Here is a 17,265-nt window from a genome sequence, read left to right on the forward strand (position 1 = left end):
GATGGTTATTTTACAGGAAGTATCTTTTTCATGGTATTAGACTTATGTACCGTCTCTTGCCATTCTGCTTCTCCATCAGAGCCTTCTACAATACCACCACCTACATAAAAGTGTAATAAACCATCTGTATACTCCATACACCTAAGGTTTACAAATAAGTGACTTCCTGTTGCAGTAGATTTATAAACAGAGTTCTCTACGTTTCTTCTGTTTCTGTTTCGCTCCGTGGTTTGCACATTATTAAGTTCTCCTAAATAACCACTGTAAAAACTTCTATCATAGCCTTCATTGGCAACTATAAAGTTTTTAGCTCGTTCACGTGGTAAGCCACATACTGCTGGTGTTGGGTGTAAAGCAGTTATCACTTCTTTAATACCATCATCACCCATAGCCACAGTACCTGAAATATCTGTTTTCAAGTGCAATAAGTTTCCCGCTCTATGGGTATGTGCTTTAGAAACCTCTAATTTTTGTACTTTATCACTTAAAGCTTCCACAATAGTATCAGTCACTATTTGTTGCTCTCGTATTTCTTTTTCTCCCCAAGTTGCTTCGGTATGTTCTATGTATCTTTGGGTACCTGCCAATGCCATGGTACTTAGCTTATTTCGGTACACCTTCAATAACGTTTCAGGGGTTGCACCCAACCACAGTCCTATACTTGGGTGATACCAACAATAGCAAAAAGCTGTGGGATAAGTTGCCAATATATTTTGAAAAACTTCTAATGGAGAAAATGCTTCAATAGCCACCGATTCTTTTCTAGATAATACTACCTTTTTAAAATCAGTTTCTTCTTTTAATGTTGAAACAGCATTGGTTACCAAAGCTACATGAAACTGATGCGCTGCTTCAGAAATTATAGCACTTGTATCTACTAAGAATAGATTTTCTAGTTTCTTAAAGCTATCTATAGTGATTCTTTCACAATCTTCTTCCTTAAATAAAATGGGTTTTTCTGCCGTGTTAAATGGAGCAAAAACAAAACCTTTTTCCTGAAAATCTGAAACATAATTAATAGTAGAATCCTTTTGTAAAAAAGCAGTTACCTCACTGGCATTAGGCTTTCTGTAAACTACAAAAGGTAATTCTAACGTGTACTGTTCTTTTAGGTTGCTAAAAAATATATCTTGTTGCATTAACTTCTTTTTGGTAATGTAATAGTAGATAGTTTACATTGTGATATTAGCACCCCTTCATCATTCACCACCTTAATCTCCCATAATTGCGTTGTACGTCCTTTATGCACAAAAGATGCTGTAGCATGCACCTTTCCAGCTTTTACGCTTTTTAGATGGTTAGCAGAAATTTCTATTCCTCTAATCATAAAATTTTTAGCATCTAAAAATATATAACAAGCAGCACTCCCCACACTTTCTGCTAAGGCTGCTGTGGCTCCACCGTGCAAAACACCATCTGGCTGATGCACCTTAGGCGTCACCGGCATTGAAGCTGTTAAGGTTTCATTTTCAATATCTACATCTGTAAACTCTATCTCTAAGGTTTCCATAAGTGTATGCTCACACATTTTCTTACACACCTGTAAAATAGCTTCCTTTGTCATAGTACTATTCATTATTTGCAACAAAGTTACAAAACAGGTTTTGCTATAGCCCCATGTAATTTGAAAAATGAAGCAGAGCACAGCTTTTTACTGTTATCCTTTTTCTTTTAAAAAAATCAGACGTTACTTTGTAGTCTATGACAAAAAATACCGATTTACACAGTATTCTTAAAACCTATTTTGGATACGACACTTTTAGACCACTACAAGAAAAAATTATTACCGATGTTTTAAACGGTAAAGACACTCTGGTAATAATGCCAACTGGTGGTGGAAAATCTATTTGTTACCAATTACCTGCCTTGGCCTTGTCAGGAATTACAATAGTAATTTCTCCGCTTATAGCGCTTATGAAAGATCAGGTAGATGGGTTAAACACTAATGGTATTAATGCTGCTTTTATTAATAGCAGCCAAACAGAAGCCGAACAACACGCTATTTATGACCGTGTTAAAAATAATGATATTAAGTTATTATATGCTGCTCCAGAAAGCTTATCATATTTAGAAAGTATTTTTACCAACACAGAAATTGCTCTTATTGCTATTGATGAAGCCCACTGTATATCTTCTTGGGGGCACGACTTTAGGCCGGCATATCAGCAGTTAGGTTTTCTTAAAAACCGTTTCCCTAATGTTCCCGTTATTGCATTAACTGCTACCGCAGATAAAGCTACCAGAGATGATATTGTAAATCAGTTAAACATACCCAACGCCACACAGTACGTTGCCTCTTTTGACAGAAGTAACTTAAGCTTAAATGTAAAACCGGGTGTTGATAGAATGCAACAGATCGTACGGTTTTTAGAAAATCACACCAATGAAAGTGGTATTATCTATTGCTTAAGCCGAAAAAGTACCGAAGCAGTTGCTACTAAATTATTGAAAGAAGGGTTTAATGCTATTGCATACCATGCCGGCTTAGGGCACGAGGAGCGCAGTACCATACAAGACCAATTTATCAATGATGATATTCAAATAATTTGTGCCACTATTGCTTTTGGTATGGGTATAGACAAAAGTAACATCAGATGGGTAATACACTATAATTTACCTAAAAACATGGAAGGGTATTACCAAGAAATTGGTAGAGCCGGTAGAGATGGTTTAGCCTCTGACACGTTACTATTTCATAGTTATGCAGATGTTGTACAACTTAGGCAGTTTGCAGAAAAAACTTCTAACAGTGAAGTTCAACTTGCCAAGCTAGAGCGTATGAAACAATATTCAGATGCCTTAACCTGTAGAAGAAAAATTCTATTAAGTTACTTTGGTGAGTATTTAGAAGAAGATTGCGGCAACTGCGATGTTTGTAAAAATCCACCTCAATTTTTTGACGGAACCATTATTGCTCAAAAAGCACTCTCTTGCATAGCACGCTTAAAAGAACAAGAACCTATTGGTACGGTTATAGATGTTATAAGAGGAGCACAAAACAACACTGTTTTAGAAAAAGGATATAACCATATAAAAACCTATGGTATTGCCCCAGAAATATCATGGAACAACTGGCAACAATATATTATTCAACTGATAAACATGGGTTATCTTGAAATAGCCTTTCATGAGAAGAATACGTTAAAATTAACCACCTTGGCTAAGGCTGTTTTATTTAACAATGAAAAGGTTCCGCTTACAAAACCTACCGATGTTAAAATTGAAGCTCCTAAAAAGACCGTTGAAAAAGCTACACCTACTAATAATTTATTTGAACGTTTAAGACAATTAAGATTAGAAATAGCAAAAGAAGAAGATGTACCTGCATACCACATTTTTACAGATGCTACCTTAAAAGAAATGGAAGCAGAACGCCCTATGAGCGATGAAGAATTTATGCAGATTAGTGGTGTTGGTAAACGTAAATTGCAAGAGTACGGATATCAATTTATAAAAGAAATCATAGCGTTTACCAAAGAAAAGAAAGTAAAAAAAGAGCGCAAAAAAAACACTTATAACGAAACCCTTAAATGGTACCAAGAAGGACTATCACCTGAAGAAATTGCAGAAAAGCGCCGTTTAAACTTAGCTACTATTTATTCGCATATTGCGAAATTATACGAAGAAGATAAGCCTGTAGATATTTATCAATTTATATCAAAATCTCAAGTAGAGGCTATTGAAAAAGCTCAAGAAAGTTTAGACAATCCGTCACAACTAAAGCCCTATTTCGATTATTTTGAAGGATCAGTAGACTACTTTACCATACGGTTAGGTCTTTCTGTTTTAAAAAAGAACAAGTAATAAAAAAGCCGGCTTAAAACCGGCTTTTCTTTTATTCTTCTGCTTCAGGATAATCTGGATCTAAATAATCCGGAACTCCATCATTGTTATAGTCTAAGAAATTAATTTCATCTACACTAATTCTACCATCTCCGTTTAAATCAGTCCATTCTATCTCATCTTTGGTAAGTGTTCCATCACCATCATCATCCACATCATAAATATCTGCTATTCCGTTTTCATCGGTATCTACATTATAAAAGAATGCATCACCATCTTGATCTTCGTAATAAGAAGGTATTTTATCTCCATCATGGTCAGACTCTACACTTGCTAGCATATCTATTCTGAATATTAAAGGTGAATATGCCGCCACACCAGTAAGTGCTGTATTAAAATAAGCAAGACCAGAAGGCATCAATACCATACCTATACCATAATCTTCATATTCTGGCACTCCATTGTCTAAACCAACATAAGTACCTGTTTTAAGTTCAGGAGTAAACATTTTAAAACCTAATACCACCCCAGTTGAATTTCCGTAATAAGGATTCCCTATTTGGTCAAACCAAACAGGTGTTACCGTATGGTCAAAGTCTACATTAGTTAAAGACGTTCCTGTATATCTTACAAAAACTGAATCTGCAGAGTGCGGGTTGTGCCCTATTCCTTCTCTTGCAATAAGATAGTAAAGGTTATGATCTACCTCTTGATCATCTGCATCCTTAATGGTTACAGTTTTAGTTGTTACCTGATCTATAAGAGCTATTTTATCTGCGTTGGCTCCTTCAATAGTATCTAATACAATTTTATAATCAAAATCAGCAGGTGGATTTTCAAAATCCTCGTAATTATAAAAATGTGTTTCAAGATAAGCTTGCATGGCTTCTTCATCTTCCAACAATACTTCCGTTAAATCTCTTGGAGGTGTTATAGAAACATCATCATCGTTATTATTACAAGACATTATTATCGCAGCGATAATAAGTACAGTGAAAATGTAAGTTAAGATATTTTTTAACTTCATAGAATTTAGAGTTTTTAATAAAACGCGCAAGATACGATTTTATGTACTTTTACAAATGTTAAAAATTAAATATTGACCCCTTGCACTTGAATCAGTACTTTTGTAGTAGATGCAAAAAACGCTATGAAGTTGCGTAAAATGAAAATAAAATGAGAATTGATAAGTATTTGTGGTGCATACGCTATTGTAAAACCAGAAACATAGGAACTGAAGCTTGTAAAAAAGGCCATGTAAGAGTAAATGAGCAAATAGTAAAACCTTCTAGAGAGGTTTTTCCAGGTGATAAAATTGTATTTAGAAAAAATCAGATTGATTATCAAATAACCGTTTTAGACATCCCGCCAAACAGAGTAGGTGCTAAACTGGTAGATATTTACAGAGTAGACACTACTCCTAAAGAGGCTTTTGAACATGCAGACTTGGTAAAACTTTCGCAAGACTACTATCGTAAGAAAGGGGAAGGTAGACCTACTAAAAAAGACAGAAGATCTATTGATGATTATCTAGATGCCGATGACGATTTTTTTAAAGAAGAGTAACTATCTAAGCTACAAGCCTACAACGCATTTAATTTCATTTATGAAGTAAACCATGACACAAGATTTTTGGTCTAAAAAATATCAAAACAAGCAAACCGGTTGGGATGTTGGTTATCCCATTCCGGCGCTTACGAATTACATAGATCAATTAAAAAACAAATCGCTTAAAATTCTTATTCCGGGGTGTGGTAATGGTTACGAAGCCGCATATTTACACAAAGAAGGATTTACCAATGTATATATTGCAGACATTACCGAAGAACCACTAACAAATTTTAAAAATCAGAATCCAACATTTCCGAAAAATCATATTTTACATATTGATTTTTTTAACCTTCAATTAAAATTCGACCTTATTCTAGAGCATACTTTTTTTTGTGCATTACCCCCAACCAAAAGAACTGAGTATGTAAATAAAATGCATCATTTATTAAACCCAGAAGCAACTTTAGCTGGGTTATTATTTTCTTTTCCACTTTCAGAGGAAGGCCCTCCATTTGGAGGTAATAAAGAGCTATACGTATCATATTTGTCGCCACTATTCAATATCAAAACTATGGAATTGTGTTACAATTCCATAAAACCAAGAACTGGCAGAGAATTGTTCTTTATTGCTAAAACCAAGAAATAGAAGCGTATTATTAAAATATTTGGAGATTATAGTTATTTTTGAAGAACAAAAAGTTTTCAATACAAGCTTATGCAAAATAAAATTCTTTCTCACGAAGAAATCAAACATAAAATAAAAAGGATTGCGTATCAGATATACGAAACCAATATTAATGAAACAGAAATTGTTATTGCAGGTATTAATGGTAACGGTGTAATTTTTGCTAAAAAACTTAGCGAAGTACTTGCCAATATATCAGACCTTAAGGTACATCTTTCAGAAGTTTACATTAATAAAAACAATCCCTTAGAAGCCGAAATCTCTACCTCTTTACCAAAAGAGTTTTACAGTAATAAAGCCTTGGTTTTAGTAGACGACGTTTTAAATTCTGGTACTACGTTAATGTATGGAGTTAAGTACTTTTTAGACGTACCTCTTAAAAAGTTTAAGACAGCCGTACTAGTAAACCGAAACCACAAAAAATACCCTGTAAAAGCAGACTTTAAGGGTATTTCTTTATCTACTTCTCTTCAAGAACACGTACATGTAGTTTTTGAAGAAAACAACGATTATGTTTACTTAGAGTAATTGCTTTATTTCTGAAGCAATTTCTGCAATACTTTTATCTTTCACCAAAATTGAGTGATGTGCTTTTCTATAAAAAGCATTTCGCTCAAATAGGTGCTTACCTATAAATTCTGTTAAGTCGGCCTCATTTAAATGAGCTATAACAGGCCTATGACTCTTTTCCTTTATCAATCTACCAGTTAAAACAGGTATACTTGTGTTTAAGTAAAAAACATGCTTAGAAGCTGCTAAAATAAGTTCTATGTTACCAGAGTAGCATGGGGTACCCCCTCCTAACGATAAAACCACCTCTGGTTTGTGCGCTAATAATTCTTTTAAATGTATATGCTCTGCCTTTCTAAAGTAAATTTCTCCCTTGCTTTTAAAAATTTCGGTAATAGACATTCCTTCTTTCTCTTCTATGTAGTCATCAAAATCAAGAAAAGGAAGCGCTAAACTGGCTGCTAAATGTTTTCCTACAGCAGATTTTCCACTACCCATATAACCTAACAAAATAATCATCGTATTATAAATGGCTTTAAAAGAGCTAATTACACCCTTTGATTAAAAAAAAGACAAATTTATATCAAATTTTCCTTGAATTATAAAATAATGATATTATATTTGCACCCGCATTCAGCAAAGGAATAGCAATGACTCGGTAGCTCAGTTGGTAGAGCACAACACTTTTAATGTTGGGGTCCTGGGTTCGAGCCCCAGCCGGGTCACTTTTTTTTCTTTTCCTGATTGCACATATTACCAGACTCGGTAGCTCAGCTGGTAGAGCACAACACTTTTAATGTTGGGGTCCTGGGTTCGAACCCCAGCCGGGTCACAAAAAAGTTGAGTTTAACGCTCAACTTTTTTTATTTTTACCAAATAATGGCCTACGTGGAGAAATTGGTAGACTCGCCATCTTGAGGGGGTGGTGTCCTTACGGACGTGCTGGTTCGAATCCAGTCGTAGGCACAAACACTACGGTAAGGTTTTTAGCTTTCTCAAATAAGCATCACTAAAATCAATTTCTATTTCTACCCACAAAGGCAAATGATCACTCATTTGAAAACTACGCCATTCATCATAATATTCCTTAAAATTTTCATCGGTTAACATAGCTTTCTCCATAGAAGCAATCTTCTTTTCTGCTTTTTTAATTTTAGTTTTTGATGTAGTAGCCGCTATAACAGCTCTTTCATTCTCTATTTTAGCTAATATCATTTTTGTCATTACTGGCTTGTAAAGCTCAAAATCCTCTTCTCTATACACACTGTCAAAAAAAGTAATTACCCTATCCTCTCTATCTGGCTCTAGCAACCTTAGCTCATTGCGCTTAGACCTAAATGAAATCTGATCATAGTATTTAGTTCTATCCCTATTACTTCCCTTTCGGTTATTAATAACGGTAAATCCATTTTTCTGCAATGCATTATAACCTTCGCTTCCATGCTGCTTTATATTAAAATCTCCCACAAGAATATGATTAGACTCACTATTCTTTGCTTCTTTAGCCAAATAGGCCGCTACAGCGTTTATCTCTTCTACCCTTCTCTTATACTGTGGGGTATTTCCAGAATTAGAACCATAATAAATGTGCACTGTAGAAAAATAAAAGTTAAACCACCCCGATTTAAAATCAACCCCAAAGGGTGTTCTAGAAAACTGCCGCTTTTTGGTATTCTCTTCACTAATAAGCATCTTATCTGGTAAAACTATTTCTCCGGCAACACCAGTAAACTGAACTTTTGTTTTATCATAAATAAAACCCAAGCGTTCATTACTACCACCTGAACTATAGTGAGACACATCTGTTACAATATAATCGTACACATCATCTCCTAATAACTGAATTAACCGTTTTAAAGGCTTAAGGTCTATACAAATCTCCTGAATAGCAATCACATCAAAACAAGCCATAATCTCAGCCAAATAATAGAGCGACTCCTCAGTTCTTGGTCCATAATTAAACCTATCATCATCAAAATTTCTTATATTCCAAGTTCCAAGTATCAATGATTTTGCCGCTTTCTTGTGCGGAAAATTGACATCAATCAACTGTGCACGCATTCGCTGTAAACCATCAATAATGCGTAATCTATCTTCTTTAGGCAGGTTTTTCAAATCTTTATAAAAAGGCATAAGCTCACTATTTAAACACACTTAAATTTACCACAAAAAAACAATAAACAAACAGTTAAACATAAAAATAACAGTAACAAAACATTAGCATTCTGCAATGAAAAAACACCCTATTTTTGTCCACATTTAAATCAAAAACTTGACGACTATCATTTTTTTAATTAATTTTGTTTAAGTTTTATTCATTTTTAATGAACAATATCAAACGAATATTCAGCATAAAAGATTTAGAGAACCTTAGTGGAATTAAGGCTCACACCATTCGTATTTGGGAGAAACGTTACAACCTACTTTCGCCAGAGCGTACGGATACCAACATTAGAAACTATAATCTTAAAAGTCTTCAGAAACTTTTAAACATCACCCTATTGTACAACAATGGTTTCAAAATTTCTAAAATTGCAGATTTCTCGGAAGAAAAAATTATAGCACTGGCCAAACAACTGGTTTCTGAAAACAGTATTCAAAGTCAAGCTATCAATGCATTTAAATTAGCTATGGTTAATTTTGACCAAAGTTTATTTTTAAACACCTACACTTCACTTCTTAATTATAAGACCTTCTCCGAGATATTTTATGATGTTTTTATACCATTGCTTCATGAGCTAGGACTACTCTGGCAAACCGACACCATTACACCTGCTCACGAACATTTTATTGCTAATTTAATTAAACAGAAAATTTTAATTAATACAGAAAAAGTACAACTAAGCTCACCTACTAAAACAACACAAGTATTTGTACTGTTTTTACCCGAAAATGAAATACACGAAATAGGTCTATTATTTCTTAACTACGAGATTCTTTTAAGAGGTTATCAATCTATCTACTTAGGCCCAAATATGCCGTTAGACAGTTTAAAAGAACTCACCTCTTATTATGATGCCATTACATTTGTATCTTACTTTACAGTAGCTCCTAATAACGAAAAAGTAGAAGAATACATAACTCAATTTAATACAGTGTTAAACCCTAACAAAACCAACAAGCTATGGTTTTTAGGTAGAAAAACAAAAGATTTTGAAAACCTTTCTAATACTCCCCACATAACACCTTTCACCTCTATGGTTGATTTAGTTAAAAAACTGTGAATTTTTATCTCGTTACATTTTTTGTTTAATCTTTTACTATATTTGTTAAACAATGGGAAAAGATATTGCTATACTCGGTTCTGGTTTTTCATCTTTAGCGGCCGCTTGCTACCTAGCTAAGGCTGGTAACAATGTAACTGTTTTTGAAAAAAACAATTACATTGGCGGCCGTGCCAGACAATTAAAAAAAGAAGGTTTTACTTTTGACATGGGACCAACATGGTATTGGATGCCCGATGTTTTTGAACGTTTTTTTGCTGACTTTGGTAAAACACCTCAAGACTACTACCACATAGAAAAATTAAATCCTGCCTACAATGTATATTTTGACAAACTAGATTATGTTTCTATAGAAGATTCATTAGAAAAAATATACACAACTTTTGAAGGCATTGAAAAAGGAAGTAGCAACAAACTAAAAAAATTTATTAGCAATGCAGAAGACAACTACAATGTTGCTATTAAAGACTTAGTATATAAACCAGGAGTTTCTCCTCTAGAATTAGTAAACACTAAAACTATTAGTCGTTTACATCAGTTTATAAGCACCATTAAGAAAGACATTAGAAAGGAATTCAAAAATGAACGATTGGTTCAGATACTAGAATTTCCAGTATTGTTTTTAGGTGCAAAACCTTCTGATACTCCTTCCTTTTACAACTTTATGAACTTTGCTGATTTTGGCTTAGGCACATGGCATCCACGAAACGGAATGTTTAGCGTAGTTAAAGGTATACAGCAACTAGCTAATGAGTTAGGAGTTCAGTTTAAAATAAATGCTGCAGTACAAGCAATAGAAGTGATAAACGGAAGCGCAAAAAGTATTAAAATAAACAATGAAAGCTTAACATTTGATACCATTGTTAGTGGTGCAGATTACCACCATACCGAAACCTTATTACCTCAACAGTATAGACAATATACAGAGAAGTATTGGAGTAATAGAACATTTGCACCGTCTTCATTATTGTTTTACGTAGGTTTTGATAAGAAAGTAGAAAATGTAGCACACCACTCTCTATTTTTTGACGTAGACTTTGACATACACGCTAAAGATATATACGACACGCCTAAATGGCCAGAAAACCCACTGTTTTATGCTAGTTTTCCTTCGAAAACAGATATTAATGTAGCCCCTAAAGACAAGGAAGCAGGGATATTTCTAATACCGTTGGCACCTGGTATTGAAGATACAAAAGAATTAAGAGAACGTTATTTTACTAAGATTCTAACCAGATTAGAAGAATTAACCGATCAAAATCTAAAAAATTCTGTTATCTTTAAAGAGAGCTTTTGTGTTAACGACTTTATAAACGATTACAACTCCTATAAAGGTAATGCATACGGTTTAGCGAATACCTTATTACAAACCGCCTTTTTAAGACCCAAGCTAAAAAGTAAAAAAGTAGACAACTTATATTTTACCGGACAGCTAACAGTACCCGGGCCTGGTGTACCCCCAGCATTAATTTCCGGTAAACTGGTTTCAGAACTTGTTACCCAATACCAAAACAGTTAGTAATGAAAATTATTTTTGACAATGTTTCTTACCAAAGTAGTAAGTTAGTAACCGAAGCGTATAGTACTTCGTTCTCTCTTGCTGTAAAAATGTTAAGTCCTAAAATTAGACAAGACATTTATAACATTTATGGCTTTGTACGTTTTGCAGATGAAATTGTTGATACTTTTCACGAGTACCCTAAAGAAGACCTTTTTAACGATTTTGAAACACAATTAAATAAGGCCTTAGAACAAAAAATTAGTTTAAACCCCATATTAAATGCCTTTCAACATACCGTTCATAAATATCAAATAGAATATCATTTGATAGAAGCTTTTATGAATAGTATGCGACAAGATTTATCTAAAAAAGAATATACCACTGTAAATGAATACAAACAGTACATTTACGGTTCTGCCGATGTTGTAGGCCTTATGTGTTTAACAGTATTTGTAAACGGAAATAAAGAAAAGTATGAAGAGCTTAAAGATGCTGCCATGTCTTTAGGTTCTGCTTTTCAAAAAGTAAATTTTTTGAGAGATTTAAAAGATGACTTTGATAATTTAGAGCGCACATATTTCCCTGGCACTAACCTTTCAATGCTAGATGAAGTTTCAAAAGAAAAAATAATTGAAGAAATTGAAATAGACTTTATCAAAGGATATCTTGGCATACAAAAGCTACCTATAGAAGCAAAGTTTGGTGTTTATACAGCGTATAAGTATTACCATAAATTATTACGTAAATTAAAAGACACTCCTTCTTTAGAGATAAAAAATACTAGAATTAGAGTACCTAATTATCAAAAATTTGGAGTTCTTGCCAAATGTTACGTAAATTATAGACTTAATCTTCTTTAACATTAATGTTATGACTGTTTTTGGCTTTACACTTGTTTTTTTAGCTACTTTCTTTTTTATGGAGTTTATGGCATGGTTTAGTCATAAATACATTATGCATGGCTTTTTATGGGTACTACACAAAGACCACCATTTAAAAGATCACGACTCATGGTTTGAAAGAAACGATGCATTCTTTATCATATACGCAGTAATTAGCATGAGTTTTTTATTGGCTGGCGTAAATACAAATTTTTGGTTTGGTTACCCAATAGGTATTGGTATCATGGCGTATGGAGCTACTTACTTTATGGTTCATGATATATTTATACACCAGCGTTTTAAACTATTTAGAAATGCCAATAATTGGTATGCAAGAGCTATTAGAAGAGCCCATAAAATGCATCACAAACATATTGGTAAAGAAGATGGAGAATGCTTTGGCATGTTAATAGTTCCTTTTAAATATTACCGTAACGAATTAAAAAGTAAGTAACAGTCCTCACGAAATATTGAGCTTGACTTAGTAATTATTAATAAAAACAAATCTCCACTATAAAACACCAATCGTCCTTTATATTGTTTTTGAAAAAAAATTTACCTCTACTCAATATTTATAAGCGCATTTAATAGTTAATATTAGAAATAAACCCAAGCTTATTTTTAACTTTACATAAAACAAATAACTTTATGCTTAGTAAAAAATCAGCGATAACTTTACTTATATCAATACTAGTAAGTATCAGCTTCTACGCCCAAAATGGCACCATAATTAGTGATTCTATTTTTAGTAAAACCCTTAATAAATACAAGAATTTTAGCGTATACCTACCTCCAAGTTATAACTTAGACAGTATAGAATTAAAACGATACCCAGTTATCTACTTATTACATGGTCTAGGTGGTAAACCTTTAGACTGGGATACCCATGGAGATTTAAACAATCAGGTAACCAAAGCTATTATTGATAGTATTATACCAGAAACCGTTATTGTATTACCTGACGGTGAAGCTACCTACTACATGAACAACATTCACAAGGAATATGAATACGAAGACTTCTTTTTTAAAGAGTTTCTTCCGTTTATAGAAGCAACCTATAACTGCGGAGGAGCTAAAGAACAAAGAGGTGTAGCTGGTTTATCTATGGGAGGATTTGGTACTCTTTTGTATGCGTTGCATCACCCAGATATGTTTGTAGCTGGTAGCGCACTCAGCCCGGCTGTAAGAACTGATGAGGAAATGTTAGCATTAACCGACAAAGGCTTTGCCATTAGATACAAAACAGCATTCGGCTCTCCGCAAACTCCTAAAGATCGCATCAATCCATTTTACAACAACAACAGTATTATTTATCTAGTAAAACATCTTAAAGAGGAAGACAAAGGACAAGTTAAATTGTACATTGACATAGGAGACGATGATTATTTATACAAAGGAAATTCTACCTTACACATTGTCATGAAAGATTTAGATATCCCTCACGAATATAGAGTTAGAAACGGAGGACACGCTTGGGAATACTGGAGAACAGGATTAATTGATGCCCTGAGCTTTATCACAGATAATTTTAAAGATTAATCCTTTAATAAATCATCAAGTACCTGGTGTACTTTATCAGAGTTCCAAGCAGCGGCACCACTCTTGTTTATTACTATAGCTCCTTTTTTATCTATAAGGTATGTGGTTGGTATGCTTGAGTGGTTAAAATCTAAAGGTAGCTTATTTACATATTGGTATATAGGAAAGGTATATTTATGTTTCTCTTTAAACTGATTAATCACGGTTAAATCTTCCTGAGAAACAAATAAAAAAACCACTTCATTTTTATAAGCATCATACAACTCTTGAAGTTCTGGCATTTCCGCTATACAAGGTGGGCACCATGTTGCCCAAAAATTAATAAGAACTACTTTCCCCTTATAGTCTGAAAAATGAACCAAATGCCCATTTTCATCTTGTAACTTCCAAGTATTCACATCGGTACCTAAAGTTTTCTGATCTTCCTTATTTTCAACAGATGGACTTAGGGCTAACCATCTATTTACATAAATTTTCACTTGAGTACCTACAGGTGTAAAGAGTATAACACCTAAGACAACAACAAAAAGAATATTATTTACCTGAGACTTTGTTAGTTTCTTCAACTTTTTCGCTTATTAATTTATCTAGCAACGTTCTAACTTTAGTCGTATTCCAGTCAGTTACCTTACTAGATTCGGCAGCAACATACCCATTTTTATCTATAATATACCCAGAAGGTATTATCTCAGCATTAAATGGCATTTTCTCCCCTATAATTAAATAAGTCTCTTTAAACGTGTACCCTCTTGCCTCTTTTAACGAATCTACAGGCTTAGGAATCTCATTCGTAATAATATAAAAATCTACTTGGTCTTTATAGTCATCATACAATTGCTGTACTGTTTTAAGCTCTGCAACACTGGTAAGCCTCCATGACGACCAAAAGTTAACAAACGTTACACGCCCTTCAGACTTTTTAAAGTTAAACTGTGTATTATCCTTTTCTTTTAAAACCCAGTCAAAATCAATTTTTTCTTTAGGTGTTTCTACAATTTCAGGAGCCCCTGAAAACAGTCTAATCAAAATTATTTTAGATTCTCTACCTAATGGAGTTACAAAAAAAGAAAGTACAAATAAAATAAGTACAAGATTGAAAAAAGTCTTTTTTTTCATTTCAGGAAGTTTACGTTTAGCTATGGTTTTTAAATTACTACCACGCGGTAAAAATAATATTTAAAATAAAAAACTCCCGATTTTATCGGGAGTTTTCTAGTATTTATTTAGAGATATCTAAATTATGCATTTTCAGCAGCAATCAAATTAAGAGCAGAACCTGCTTTATACCATTTAATTTGATTTTCATTATAGGTATGATTTGCTTTGATAACATCTTTAGAACCATCTGCATGAACTACCTCAATAGTTAAAGGCTTGTCTGGTGCAAATTCATTTAAATCTAAGAAGTTAAAAGTATCATCTTCCTGAATTAAATCATAGTCGTTTTCGTTAGCAAACGTTAATCCTAACATACCTTGTTTCTTCAAGTTAGTTTCGTGAATACGAGCGAAAGACTTAACAAGCACAGCAGCAACACCTAAATGACGTGGCTCCATAGCAGCATGCTCACGAGAAGAACCTTCACCATAGTTATGATCTCCCACAACTATTGTTTTAATACCTTCTGCTTTGTAAGCTCTTTGCGTAGCTGGAACAGGACCATATTCTCCTGTAATTTGACTCTTCACAGAGTTAGTTTCTTTATTAAATGCATTTACAGCACCTATTAAACAGTTATCTGAAATGTTATCTAAGTGACCACGGAAACGTAACCAAGGACCCGCCATAGAAATGTGGTCCGTAGTACATTTACCAAATGCTTTAATTAACAATTTAGCTCCTGTAATAGAATCTCCTAAAGGTTCAAATGGAGTTAATAATTGTAAACGATTAGACTCCTCATCTACAACCACTTTTACACCAGAACCATCTTCCATTGGAGATTGGTAACCAGGATCCTCAACATCAAATCCTTTTGGAGGAAGTTCAAAACCTGTTGGTTCATCTAACTTAACCTCTTCTCCATTTTTGTTCGTAAGTGTATCTGTTAACGGATTAAAATCTAATCTACCAGAAATTGCAATAGCAGCCACTAACTCAGGCGATGCAACAAAAGCGTGCGTATTTGGGTTACCATCTGCACGTTTTGCAAAGTTTCTGTTAAATGAGTGAACAATAGAGTTTTTCTTTTGCTCATTTGCACCTTTACGATCCCACTGTCCAATACATGGCCCACAAGCATTTGTAAAAATAGTAGCATCTAAATCTTCAAATATTTGTAATAAACCATCTCTTTCTGCAGTATAACGTACTTGCTCAGAACCTGGGTTAATACCAAATTCAGCTTTGGTAACCAATCCCTTATCTAGCGCTTGCTTAGCCACAGAAGCAGCTCTTGATAAATCTTCGTAAGAAGAATTTGTACAAGAACCAATTAATCCCCACTCTACTTCTAAAGGCCAATCGTTTTCAGTAGCCTTTTTATTCATTTCTCCAACAGGTGTACCTAAATCTGGAGTAAATGGCCCGTTTAAGTGTGGTAATAATTCATCTAAGTTAATTTCAATTAACTCATCAAAGTATTTCTCTGGGTTTTCATAAACTTCTGGGTCAGCAGTTAAGTAGTCTTTGTACTTATTAGCCTCATCAGCAATATCATCTCTATCGGTAGCTCTTAAATAACGCTCCATAGATTCATCATAACCAAAAGTAGAAGTAGTAGCCCCTATCTCTGCACCCATGTTACAAATAGTACCTTTACCAGTACAAGACATAGAAGTAGCCCCTTCTCCAAAATATTCTACAATAGCACCTGTACCTCCTTTTACAGTTAAGATATCAGCTACTTTAAGAATAACATCTTTAGGCGCCGTCCAACCAGATAATTTACCAGTTAACTTCACACCTATCAATTTAGGGAATTTTAATTCCCAAGCCATTCCTGCCATTACATCAACGGCATCAGCACCACCAACTCCAATTGCTACCATTCCTAAACCACCTGCGTTTACAGTGTGAGAATCGGTACCAATCATCATTCCTCCAGGGAATGCATAGTTCTCAAGAACTACTTGGTGAATAATACCAGCCCCTGGCTTCCAAAATCCGATACCGTATTTATTAGATACCGACTCTAAGAATTTGAATACCTCAGAACTTTGATTAATAGCTTCTTGTAAATCTTTATCTGCTCCTATTTTAGCTTGGATTAAGTGGTCGCAGTGTACTGTAGTTGGCACAGCAACTTTACTCTTTCCTGCTTGCATAAATTGTAATAGAGCCATCTGTGCAGTAGCATCCTGACAAGCTATACGGTCTGGTGCAAAATCTACATAAGATTTACCTCTTTCATATGCTTCGGTAGCCACACCATCCCATAAGTGATTATACAGAATTTTTTCTGCGTGTGTTAAAGGTCTACCTACAATTTCACGCGCCGTATCAATACGTTCTTTCATACGTGAATAAGTAGCCTTTATCATTTCAAAATCAAATGCCATATTCTTTTTTTCTTTTCATTTATGTTATTCCTCTAAATTATTAAAAATAAGCGACTCTATACGCTAAATATGTATAGCCCCACTTAATTTA

Annotated in this window: 17 protein-coding genes and 3 tRNA genes; 12 read left to right on the forward strand and 8 right to left on the reverse strand. The window is 34.0% G+C overall.

Going from position 1 to position 17,265, the window contains the following annotated elements; translation table 11 throughout:
- Window positions 1–5: 5 nt before the first annotated feature.
- Window positions 6–1,139, reverse strand: a complete 1,134-nt coding sequence (locus Y10_RS14360) for a chorismate-binding protein (protein WP_281766103.1) — start codon at window positions 1,137–1,139, stop codon at window positions 6–8.
- A complete protein-coding gene (locus Y10_RS14365; RefSeq protein ID WP_281766104.1) occupies window positions 1,139–1,564 on the reverse strand; it encodes a PaaI family thioesterase in 426 nt (141 codons plus the stop codon). Before Y10_RS14365 ends, Y10_RS14360 begins: the two co-directional genes overlap by 1 nt.
- 137 nt (window positions 1,565–1,701) lie before the next feature.
- On the opposite strand from Y10_RS14365, the gene recQ reads away from it, so the two are divergent.
- Entirely contained in the window at window positions 1,702–3,804 is a 2,103-nt protein-coding gene (recQ, locus tag Y10_RS14370) for a DNA helicase RecQ (protein WP_281766105.1), read from the forward strand.
- Window positions 3,805–3,835: 31 nt separating this feature from the next.
- On the opposite strand, the gene Y10_RS14375 is transcribed toward recQ, so the two are convergent.
- A complete protein-coding gene (locus tag Y10_RS14375; protein ID WP_281766106.1) occupies window positions 3,836–4,810 on the reverse strand; it encodes an FKBP-type peptidyl-prolyl cis-trans isomerase in 975 nt (324 codons plus the stop codon).
- A gap of 149 nt (window positions 4,811–4,959) precedes the next feature.
- Here Y10_RS14375 and Y10_RS14380 point away from each other — a divergent pair, with 149 nt between their 5' ends.
- The 3 genes from Y10_RS14380 to Y10_RS14390 all read left to right on the forward strand — a co-directional run bounded on the left by Y10_RS14380 (window position 4,960) and on the right by Y10_RS14390 (window position 6,547).
- The gene (locus Y10_RS14380; protein ID WP_281766107.1) at window positions 4,960–5,349 is read left to right on the forward strand and encodes an RNA-binding S4 domain-containing protein; all 390 of its coding nucleotides are present in this window, start codon (window positions 4,960–4,962) and stop codon (window positions 5,347–5,349) included.
- A 52-nt stretch (window positions 5,350–5,401) separates the two neighbouring features.
- A complete protein-coding gene (locus Y10_RS14385) occupies window positions 5,402–5,980 on the forward strand; it encodes a methyltransferase (RefSeq protein WP_281766108.1) in 579 nt (192 codons plus the stop codon).
- A gap of 69 nt (window positions 5,981–6,049) precedes the next feature.
- Window positions 6,050–6,547, forward strand: a complete 498-nt coding sequence (locus Y10_RS14390; protein WP_281766109.1) for a phosphoribosyltransferase family protein — start codon at window positions 6,050–6,052, stop codon at window positions 6,545–6,547.
- On the opposite strand, the gene Y10_RS14395 is transcribed toward Y10_RS14390, so the two are convergent.
- Entirely contained in the window at window positions 6,539–7,048 is a 510-nt protein-coding gene (locus Y10_RS14395) for a shikimate kinase (RefSeq protein ID WP_281766110.1), read from the reverse strand. The two genes, Y10_RS14390 and Y10_RS14395, sit on opposite strands and share 9 nt — an antisense overlap.
- A 133-nt stretch (window positions 7,049–7,181) precedes the next feature.
- Between Y10_RS14395 and Y10_RS14400 the strand changes: the two genes are divergently transcribed.
- The 3 genes from Y10_RS14400 (at window position 7,182) to Y10_RS14410 (ending at window position 7,495) form a co-directional block, all read left to right on the forward strand.
- Window positions 7,182–7,254, forward strand: a tRNA-Lys gene (locus Y10_RS14400).
- Between the two features lie 34 nt (window positions 7,255–7,288).
- Window positions 7,289–7,361, forward strand: a tRNA-Lys gene (locus tag Y10_RS14405).
- A gap of 50 nt (window positions 7,362–7,411) precedes the next feature.
- Window positions 7,412–7,495 (forward strand) — tRNA-Leu (locus Y10_RS14410).
- 6 nt (window positions 7,496–7,501) lie between these two features.
- Here Y10_RS14410 and Y10_RS14415 read toward each other — a convergent pair.
- A complete protein-coding gene (locus Y10_RS14415; protein WP_281766111.1) occupies window positions 7,502–8,662 on the reverse strand; it encodes an endonuclease/exonuclease/phosphatase family protein in 1,161 nt (386 codons plus the stop codon).
- 191 nt (window positions 8,663–8,853) lie between these two features.
- Here Y10_RS14415 and Y10_RS14420 point away from each other — a divergent pair, with 191 nt between their 5' ends.
- The 5 genes from Y10_RS14420 to Y10_RS14440 all read left to right on the forward strand — a co-directional run bounded on the left by Y10_RS14420 (window position 8,854) and on the right by Y10_RS14440 (window position 13,674).
- A complete protein-coding gene (locus Y10_RS14420; protein ID WP_281766112.1) occupies window positions 8,854–9,753 on the forward strand; it encodes a MerR family transcriptional regulator in 900 nt (299 codons plus the stop codon).
- A gap of 52 nt (window positions 9,754–9,805) precedes the next feature.
- The gene (locus Y10_RS14425; RefSeq protein ID WP_281766113.1) at window positions 9,806–11,272 is read left to right on the forward strand and encodes a phytoene desaturase family protein; all 1,467 of its coding nucleotides are present in this window, start codon (window positions 9,806–9,808) and stop codon (window positions 11,270–11,272) included.
- A 2-nt stretch (window positions 11,273–11,274) separates the two neighbouring features.
- Window positions 11,275–12,114 carry a phytoene/squalene synthase family protein gene (locus Y10_RS14430; protein WP_281766114.1) on the forward strand — a complete coding sequence of 280 codons (840 nt, stop codon included), beginning with the start codon at window positions 11,275–11,277 and terminating at the stop codon, window positions 12,112–12,114.
- A gap of 10 nt (window positions 12,115–12,124) precedes the next feature.
- Window positions 12,125–12,589 (forward strand): sterol desaturase family protein, encoded by a 465-nt coding sequence (locus tag Y10_RS14435; RefSeq protein WP_281766115.1) that lies wholly within the window; start codon window positions 12,125–12,127, stop codon window positions 12,587–12,589.
- Window positions 12,590–12,783: 194 nt separating this feature from the next.
- Window positions 12,784–13,674, forward strand: coding sequence for an alpha/beta hydrolase (locus Y10_RS14440; RefSeq protein ID WP_281766116.1), 891 nt, complete (start codon window positions 12,784–12,786; stop codon window positions 13,672–13,674).
- Here the strand turns inward: Y10_RS14440 and Y10_RS14445 are convergent.
- From Y10_RS14445 to Y10_RS14455, 3 genes are all read right to left on the reverse strand, one after another.
- The gene (locus tag Y10_RS14445) at window positions 13,671–14,240 is read right to left on the reverse strand and encodes a TlpA family protein disulfide reductase (protein ID WP_281766117.1); all 570 of its coding nucleotides are present in this window, start codon (window positions 14,238–14,240) and stop codon (window positions 13,671–13,673) included. The two genes, Y10_RS14440 and Y10_RS14445, sit on opposite strands and share 4 nt — an antisense overlap.
- The gene (locus Y10_RS14450; protein ID WP_281766118.1) at window positions 14,209–14,790 is read right to left on the reverse strand and encodes a TlpA family protein disulfide reductase; all 582 of its coding nucleotides are present in this window, start codon (window positions 14,788–14,790) and stop codon (window positions 14,209–14,211) included. The genes Y10_RS14445 and Y10_RS14450 overlap by 32 nt, the downstream gene beginning before the upstream one ends.
- A gap of 122 nt (window positions 14,791–14,912) precedes the next feature.
- Window positions 14,913–17,174, reverse strand: coding sequence for an aconitate hydratase (locus tag Y10_RS14455; protein ID WP_281766119.1), 2,262 nt, complete (start codon window positions 17,172–17,174; stop codon window positions 14,913–14,915).
- Window positions 17,175–17,265: the final 91 nt, after the last annotated feature.

The sequence above is a fragment of the Neptunitalea lumnitzerae genome, assembly GCF_027924185.1.
GTDB classification, from domain to species: domain Bacteria; phylum Bacteroidota; class Bacteroidia; order Flavobacteriales; family Flavobacteriaceae; genus Neptunitalea; species Neptunitalea lumnitzerae.

Bases quoted from the DNA above. Each gene is read 5' to 3' on its own strand.
- Y10_RS14360 (WP_281766103.1), bottom strand. From the start codon at position 1,139: ATGCAACAAGATATATTTTTTAGCAACCTAAAAGAACAGTACACGTTA.
- Y10_RS14365 (WP_281766104.1), bottom strand. From the start codon at position 1,564: ATGACAAAGGAAGCTATTTTACAGGTGTGTAAGAAAATGTGTGAGCAT.
- recQ (WP_281766105.1), top strand. From the start codon at position 1,702: ATGACAAAAAATACCGATTTACACAGTATTCTTAAAACCTATTTTGGA.
- Y10_RS14375 (WP_281766106.1), bottom strand. From the start codon at position 4,810: ATGAAGTTAAAAAATATCTTAACTTACATTTTCACTGTACTTATTATC.
- Y10_RS14380 (WP_281766107.1), top strand. From the start codon at position 4,960: ATGAGAATTGATAAGTATTTGTGGTGCATACGCTATTGTAAAACCAGA.
- Y10_RS14385 (WP_281766108.1), top strand. From the start codon at position 5,402: ATGACACAAGATTTTTGGTCTAAAAAATATCAAAACAAGCAAACCGGT.
- Y10_RS14390 (WP_281766109.1), top strand. From the start codon at position 6,050: ATGCAAAATAAAATTCTTTCTCACGAAGAAATCAAACATAAAATAAAA.
- Y10_RS14395 (WP_281766110.1), bottom strand. From the start codon at position 7,048: ATGATTATTTTGTTAGGTTATATGGGTAGTGGAAAATCTGCTGTAGGA.
- Y10_RS14415 (WP_281766111.1), bottom strand. From the start codon at position 8,662: ATGCCTTTTTATAAAGATTTGAAAAACCTGCCTAAAGAAGATAGATTA.
- Y10_RS14420 (WP_281766112.1), top strand. From the start codon at position 8,854: ATGAACAATATCAAACGAATATTCAGCATAAAAGATTTAGAGAACCTT.
- Y10_RS14425 (WP_281766113.1), top strand. From the start codon at position 9,806: ATGGGAAAAGATATTGCTATACTCGGTTCTGGTTTTTCATCTTTAGCG.
- Y10_RS14430 (WP_281766114.1), top strand. From the start codon at position 11,275: ATGAAAATTATTTTTGACAATGTTTCTTACCAAAGTAGTAAGTTAGTA.
- Y10_RS14435 (WP_281766115.1), top strand. From the start codon at position 12,125: ATGACTGTTTTTGGCTTTACACTTGTTTTTTTAGCTACTTTCTTTTTT.
- Y10_RS14440 (WP_281766116.1), top strand. From the start codon at position 12,784: ATGCTTAGTAAAAAATCAGCGATAACTTTACTTATATCAATACTAGTA.
- Y10_RS14450 (WP_281766118.1), bottom strand. From the start codon at position 14,790: ATGAAAAAAAAGACTTTTTTCAATCTTGTACTTATTTTATTTGTACTT.
- Y10_RS14455 (WP_281766119.1), bottom strand. From the start codon at position 17,174: ATGGCATTTGATTTTGAAATGATAAAGGCTACTTATTCACGTATGAAA.